Origin of the sequence: Prevotella corporis DSM 18810 = JCM 8529 (assembly GCF_000430525.1) — a bacterium.
GTDB classification, from domain to species: Bacteria; Bacteroidota; Bacteroidia; order Bacteroidales; family Bacteroidaceae; genus Prevotella; species Prevotella corporis.
In genome coordinates this window covers 1-7,839 of record NZ_AUME01000009.1, presented here as the reverse complement: position 1 = coordinate 7,839, position 7,839 = coordinate 1, and the positions used below count along the sequence as shown (strand labels likewise).

5 protein-coding genes are annotated in these 7,839 nt (G+C 43.4%); 1 reads left to right on the top strand and 4 read right to left on the bottom strand.

What is annotated here, in order from left to right:
* The 4 genes from H515_RS13875 to H515_RS0102700 all read right to left on the bottom strand — a co-directional run.
* The coding region (locus H515_RS13875; protein ID WP_211231989.1) for a helix-turn-helix domain-containing protein at nucleotides 1-162 on the bottom strand (162 nt) is incomplete at its 3' end.
* A 367-nt stretch (nucleotides 163-529) separates the two neighbouring features.
* Entirely contained in the window at nucleotides 530-3,016 is a 2,487-nt protein-coding gene (locus tag H515_RS0102710; protein WP_025878050.1) for a TonB-dependent receptor, read from the bottom strand.
* A 127-nt stretch (nucleotides 3,017-3,143) separates the two neighbouring features.
* Nucleotides 3,144-4,211, bottom strand: a complete 1,068-nt coding sequence (locus H515_RS0102705; protein WP_244870056.1) for a zinc ribbon domain-containing protein — start codon at nucleotides 4,209-4,211, stop codon at nucleotides 3,144-3,146.
* A gap of 70 nt (nucleotides 4,212-4,281) precedes the next feature.
* On the bottom strand, nucleotides 4,282-6,213 hold the full coding sequence (locus H515_RS0102700; RefSeq protein WP_025878048.1) for a peptidase U32 family protein: 1,932 nt from the start codon (nucleotides 6,211-6,213) through the stop codon (nucleotides 4,282-4,284).
* A 348-nt stretch (nucleotides 6,214-6,561) separates the two neighbouring features.
* Here H515_RS0102700 and H515_RS0102695 point away from each other — a divergent pair, with 348 nt between their 5' ends.
* Nucleotides 6,562-7,491, top strand: a complete 930-nt coding sequence (locus H515_RS0102695) for a hypothetical protein (RefSeq protein WP_025878046.1) — start codon at nucleotides 6,562-6,564, stop codon at nucleotides 7,489-7,491.
* Nucleotides 7,492-7,839 lie beyond the last annotated feature (348 nt).

Below are 7,839 nucleotides of genomic sequence, written 5' to 3'. Positions count from 1 at the left end.
TGTCCAGATATACTTTCCCGATGGCGTGCTGTTGCGTTTGATTTCACGTGATAGTGTTGACTGACTGATGCCGACGATTGCGGCAATCTCTTTTCTCCCTGTTTTCTTTTGAAGTAAGGCGAAAATTTGCGACCTTTGCTCCGAGATTAATTGATGATACATTTGCAATACAAAGTTAGTTAATCTTTGGGAGACAGCGGTCTCCCTTTTTTTATTTGTATTGCTGGTTGTTTTTTTCCTCGCCGAGAGATGCAGACAACCTCTCGCTACGCTTCGAGAACGTCTGCATCTCTCGGCGAGGGCTACTCTTTTATTGCACTTCGTTTTGGAACTTGCAAGGTCACTTATGTCGGGCATCAGGCGGTATGGCAACGTTCTAAATTCGGTCTAAAGATGCCAATCAAGCTGCTGGACTCGTCACCATCACACAGACCAACATGGATGTACAAAGCAAGAAAAACCGCCTCACTTTATAATAAGCTTGGCGGTTTACCCAATTCCTAACAGTCAAATATCTAATATTAATATTTTAAAAATGAAATGATAAGTCAACACCTATCTGGAGAGGATTCCCCAACTGTGCAAAAGTATATTTTGTACCGGTAGTGGAACTTTGCACCGCAAAAGTGTTAAACTTTGTATCGGTCAGGTTGCGAATCCAAAGATTCACATGCATCGGACCAAAGTCGGCATCAGCATGTACTCCTAATGTCGCATAAAAATTCTGTGCTACGGTATTCAGGTTGTCCCAATAGGTTCTGCCTTGTGCCGACAAATTGGCACCGACTGTCACCGCGCGAAGATGGAACTTATTGGTTGGATCCAACAAGGCTGCGGGATCAACGTCTAAGCGGTAATCTGCATTTGCAGCTAATGTATGCTGTGGCACGAAAGGCACTTTGTTTTTCTTGTAATCAACAATACCAGCCTTGGTTGAATCTGAATATTCATCAAAACGAGCACTTGTGAAACCGTAACTTAAAGTATAGGAAAACTTGTCCTCCAGAGCCTTACCATATACCGAGGCCTCAATACCGCATGAGTGGCTGCGGCCTGCATTAGTCATCATACGCCCGAATCCATAGTTTCCTGCCATAACAGATAGCTGCTGATTTCGAATCTGCATATAATAGGTTGCTACATCCAAATGCATCTGACCACCAAATAAGTTCAGGTGAGTTCCTATCTCATAATTCCAACTTGTCTCCGGCTTGTACTCGATTGTTCGGGCAATGTTTGCATAATATGCCTCGTCGTGCTGAATATCTAGGTCCTCTAACTGCTTTTTTGAGGCTTTTGAAATCTCAGTCTGCAACACATCAGAAAACATTTGGAAATTATATCCTCCAGCCCGATAGCCCTTCGCCCAAGATGTATAGACGTTGCTTCCGTTGTTGAGGCGATAAGTCAGGCCAATCTTGGGAAGGAACTGATTAAAATGATTACTTTCATGATGCGACAGCGATGATGTTATGGTTGGAGTTACATGCACGCCTAAGGCATTCTCATCCATAAGGACACGGGCCGACGTCGCATAGTCGATAGCTACCTGCGAATAGTCGTAACGAAGTCCCAGTGTTGCAACAAGATGATCAGTGATATCAAAATTGCTTTCATGATATACACCTAAATTGAATCTTGGTGTTCGAAAGATGCCAGGTATGGTTTGCATATTAACTTTGATCGTACACCCTCCAGCAGCCTTGATCATTGCGGCAACCTGAGCCAAGGCCTTCTTCATAGCCTCGTCAAAAGGCATTCCTGAGTTTACGAGTCCTTCAGCAATTCTCTTGGCCATAGCATTGAGCATTCCAGTATAGGCATAATTCGTTATCACATTGGAGAGATAATCATTCATCCCCTTGTTGAAATATACTGGTCCATCTGTTCTCAGCCACTGGTATGACCCGAAAGCGCCGAATGTCCAATGCCACCTACTGTTATGCTTGTTCTTGATTGTCAATTCCTCTGTCAATGAATTCTGATGCTGACGTTGTTCAAGGTGCATGAAATCCTGCGGCAAATAGTCGATATCCATCATCATATAATCCTTGAGGAACTGCCAACTCAACATTGAGTTCAGCACGAAGGAATTGCCATTGTATTTGATGCCAACTCCTGTGTTTAGCATATTCCTGCGATAGTTGCTCTGGCGATTCTGATTAGGTGCCTGAGTTCCAGCCTTCAGCTTATAATAAGGTGAAGTTATATCAGCCGTAGCAATTTGCTCGTCAGAAACTATCTGTCCGTAGGGAAATCCGTTCTGCCTTACATATTGGTAATCAGCTATGAAACTAAGGTTCAACTTGGCATTGGGATTCCAAAGAAGTCTCCCCTTTCCTCCAAATTCGTTGAAAAGGTCAGCATGTTCACCGTTAAATTGGTTTTTGAAGAAACCGTTCTGCCCATCATAGAAAGCTGATAGTGAAAGGGCCGTTTTGTCATTCAGCTTCGTAAAATGACCAACTTCAATTTTACGCCAAAATTTGCTACCTAAAGAAAGCGTTAAATCTGTTCCACTATATTCAAATGGGTTCTTGCTGTAAATGCGAATGAGCCCTCCCTCTGTGTTCATCCCATATAGAGTACCTTGTGGACCACGCAATACATCAATGCGATCTATATCATAAGTGTGAAAGTTGAATGCGCTCTTGCTCTGTATTGGCATCCCATCAACATAGATTCCAACAGCCGGGGAATTAATTCTCGAACCTATTCCACGCACATACATCGAAGAAGTCAATCTGCTTCCATATTCAGGCATCGTAAACGAAGGAACGAAAGCAGATAATTGGCTAAGCCCCTGAATATTAAGGCTCTTTAGTTGCGATCTGTTAAACGACGTACTGCTTAATGACTGCTGACGAAGGCGGAATACTTCTTTAGGCTGGTCGTAAACATATACTTCCTCAATATCATAAACACGTGAAGAGTCCTTCAACACATCATCAGCCACAGCTCGCATTGAGGCGGGGAATAATGATGCGCATAAGAATGCAAAAATGATTTTATTCATTATATTCTGTTAATGTTATCTTAAGTAGAGCTTAACAGATGCAAAGGTAGGCAGAATAAATTGAACCGACAATCCTTATTTGTTATGAAAGTTTAAAAGTAAAATGGATTGTAACGCAATAAAAATGTCATTCGTTAATGATACCGCAATGTGGGCAACGACCCTTGCGATGGAGACGCATGCCACAATTTCCACACAGGTATGTGTCGCTATGCCTGCGAAGCCACACCCTGATGGAATAATAAATATAGACCAGAAGTAAGGCATAGCCGATAAAATACAAGGTGAGAACCGAGAATACTATATAATTGACAGCACAGACTGCTGCCAGTCCACACATATAAAGTACCGCATCGCCCGATTTTAACAGTCGTCTGATATCATCAAATGCGGCAATAGCAATAATCAACATTGCCCAAACAAGGACTAAGAAGACGTTCAATAGCATTGGTTGGGAGAACGGATTGAGCGAAGGATGGAAATAAAACTCTCGCCAAGTCTCAGGGGCGAAGAGCTGGATGCTTGCATAGAAAGTGGCAGATGCCGCCACAATAATCGCCAAAAGCGTAGGATAGAACGAGTTGATGTCATTGAAATGTACTATCTTCGCATTGCGTTTGAGAATCTTACGCATCAGATAGCCAACAGAAATCAATGATATAACAACTAAAAAGATTATCAAGTGAGTGTTCGAGAACATGGAAATGAACTGAGAAATGGGATCATCTGGATCAACTTTCTTCAACAACCGCCCTTCCCTTATCCAACCGAAGGCAAAATTTTCTGTGGCTATTTGCACCCAAACAGAATCGATACTGTCATTCGGAATAATACGAATATCGGCTACGACCAACGACTTTCCCTTTTTTACAGCAAAGGAATCAGTCGCTAAATTATTAACAGCTTCCTCTGGTTGCTGACGTATGAGCATCAGGGAATCAGCTCTCACCACAAAATTGAAGCCCTGCGAATAGTGGTGCTTTACCCTAAAAGCGAAAGAATCTACCCTATTAGCACTACCATGCCACTCAATGTGATCGTTTTCCTGCTTATTCTTCAGTAAATCATTGCCTGAGAGGATGCGTTTGGATATTTGCGCCTCCTGTACACTATCGGGAAGATTGAACGTCGATGGGGTTTTCTTATGATAACAACCAGCGACACCCATTGAAAAGACCAGTACAAGGCCCAGCATCCAGAGAGTTCCAAGCACCCTTCGGACAATTTTCGAGCTGTTTTGTATGATATGGCTGCTCATCATCAGCTTATTCGGCATATATATTCATTTGACAATACTTGCAATCAAACTCCAAACGGAAGCGTTTGCCATCACCCAGTACCAAGAACAGTGGCTCATGCCATGTCGGTTTCTTACCCCCATGAGCCACGCAATAACCCAACGAATAGCGAATGCAATGTCGGCACTGCATCAATATTGGGTCTTTATCAACCATCTTACCCGCCTTTGTGTCAGTACATTCAAACGCGGGCTTCACGTTTTCCAATCCCTGTTTCTCATAAAACGCTCTGGCTTTCTTGTTAGAGATGTTGTAAAGATATGGGAAATGCCTGTATTGGCTTGGATTCACACAACCGAAGTCGTTCCTCGCCGTTCCACTATCATTGGGCGCTTGTATTGTATGATTAGATTTCTCCTTAGTGTCCACCAAAGATAGTTGGGCAAAACGCTCTACCACATTTCGCCTAAGGCCGGCCAACACGCTGCTCGGAACAAAAAAGCGGTCAGCTCCTGTCTCTATTTCCACATCATCACACGTGTAGATAGTATTCCCCAGCTTTGTGATTTGGCGGATAATGTTATCCCTCTGTGGCTTTTGCGCTTCCTGATGTTCAAAGATCACGATACTGTCAGCCATCAAAGATTCCCCGTCTGTTTGACTCAACCCCATCTTTAATAAGAATCCGTTATCCGTTAGGCCAAATTTCATTTTCACATGTATCAGCCTTTCCGCTGTCTTACCACCGAGCTCTTTCTCGAAAGTCTGGTCCTGATTCCTATAAAGCACCATTCCCGGCCTCAAACCCTTCGGCATCTTGAACGGATAGAGCCTGTTGCCAACGGCACGGTTGACACGAAAGCCTTCCAGAGACTCGCTCTTCTCACCAATGTTAGCTCCATGATTGACAAAGCACAGTCCATCGCCGTTGGCAAAACTTGCAGTTCCCGACACATTGAACGAGTCACGTCGTATCTCCTTTACTTTGCCAACATATTCTCCAAGTGCTTTTGGGGTGTTCGGTGAAAAGATATTCGGCTGACGCCCATTCACGAAGTAGCTGGTATAACCACGATTGAATGTCTTGTTTAAGTCTGGTGTGAAATGGTAATTTACCACTCCCTTTGAGGCGCGCCTGAACTCTGTAGGATATTTGGCTATAATTTCATTCAAGCGTTGACTGTAAGCCGAGACAACATTCTTCACATAGTTGGCATCCTTCAACCTACCCTCAATCTTGAACGAACAGGCGCCGGAACGCATCAATTCCTCCAAATTGTCTATTTGACACATATCTTTCAGCGAAAGAAGATAGCGGTTTCTCTCTATCACCTTACCATCAGCATCCTTCAGGTCGAATGCCATACGGCAGAACTGGGCACATGTGCCACGATTGGCCGAGCGACCAAAGCAATGTTGTGAGGCATAGCAAACGCCACTATAACTCACGCAAAGTGCTCCATGAACAAAAACCTCTAACTCCATGTCTGGAACAGCCCTATGAATATCTGCTATTTCGTCGGCCGATAACTCTCTGGCAAGTACGACACGGTCGAATCCCAATGACTGCAACCATTGAACTTTCCCAGCGGTACGACTATCGCATTGCGTACTGGCATGGAACGCAATTCTCGCATGAAGCCTCTCCTTGCATTCCTTGAGCAATCCCATGTCTTGAATGAGCAACGCATCGACGCCGACATGCCCCAACTCTTCGACAAGTTGTAAGGTATCTTCCAATTCATCGTCATAGATAATCGTATTGACAGTAACGTGAACCGTAGCGCCGAACTGATGGGCATAGGCACACAGCTTTCCAATGTCGTCAACACTATTACCGGCAGACTGTCGCGCACCAAACTTAGCCGCTCCGACATAGACGGCATCTGCCCCATGATCAATGGCGGCGATACCGCATTCCAAATTTTTGGCCGGTGCCAACAGTTCTATCGTCTGCATCTATATTATCGCATTTAAAACGGCAAAGCGTTGCCTAATGATAATCTATGATTCGCTCTTCAGGGAAAGAAAGCGCTTTGGCATTTCCCTATCTTTTTTATAATCTTCGCCCTAAACCTACCATCCGACTCACTATATACAGTCAGCAAGACGAATGCGAGGCAGTTCCTATGCAGCCAGTCCACATGGAAAAACTCCCATTCTTAGTCTTGGAATATCTATCATAAGCCAAAGTAGCTTGTAAGGCAATCCCTTTGCAAAGATAAGCATTAAAAAAGAGAATATGTATAAGTAGCTTACAAAAATTATTTTTATCTTTGCAACAACTATTCTACAATACCGCTCCCAATGAAAATTAAAGCCTGTTTTCTCATCTATGCCTCATTTCTCCTTGTATCGTGCAATCGCTCTGAGATACCATTCATGAACGAACTCGGACTCAATCCCGACTCACTCATCATAGACAGCATACCGCAGCCATACCCTTTAGGCTCATGTGGTCTGAAATTAACTGAAAGCCAAACAGAAAAATTGAAAGGGAAACCATTTGGAGATAGATACAACGACTACATTCTCTCGATACAAAAGTTTGACGACAACTACTTATTTGCCTATGCCAACCAAGGATTTGTGGAACTTTATCTCTACAATATGAAAGGAGAAACATTGGACAAAATGAGTTGTGGAACGTGGAATTATCAGGAAGCTGAGCCCACTGTGAAACAAGTTGTTTGTTCAACAGACAGCTTGGACAGACCATTCGGTGATTACAAGCGTTTGGACAAACATCACTTCTACGTTTGCTGTGTCAAAGATGAAGATACTATTAAATGGAATTACGCAGTAAAAACCGACCGCATACAACTGTTGAACAGACAAAGCACACGTCTAATAGCGACACCCAGCAGAGACATTGTAGCCTATCCATACTCTCAAACATACGAAGCTTGCCAGCTCATCAACGATTATAAGGAAGTCTTGCCAAAGGATATAATCTGTAAAATACCGGCATTGCCTAATCGATATACCTATAATCGTTTCGCATGGGGCAAAGACCTAACGCAGATTTGGCAATGGATTTACGACCATAGGGGAAATGAAACGCTATCGGAAAGTAAATTCCACGCTTTCTATGATTGTACAAGGAACGAGAAAAACGCAAAGGACAGAGTCACCATTGAGGAGTTTGAAAAGGACATCAACAAAATAAAAGACAAGAAAGCCCGACAATATCTGCTGCGAATGGTAAGGGGATGGAAAGCAACCAACAACCCTTAAAAGAAGAGGCCACAACCAACTGACTTTCAACACAATAAAAACAAGACGACAAAAGGTCACCTATCATCTTGCAAAAGGTCAGCCATCACATCCCGAAAGGTGACCTATCACAGTGCGATAGCTGAGCTTCGCAGTCGTGAACGGCACGACTGGTCCAACAATGGCCTCGCATTATATGCCTTGGGGCACGGAGCTACATCATCGGATATAGAAATTTCTTACAGAAACCAACAAGTTGCTAACGAGCATTGGCTCAAACATGGGCTCAGTAGAAAATCAATGGGGGAATAATTTGTTATTTATCTTAATAATTCCGACCTTCGCATTATGGAAGAAAAAATGTTACGC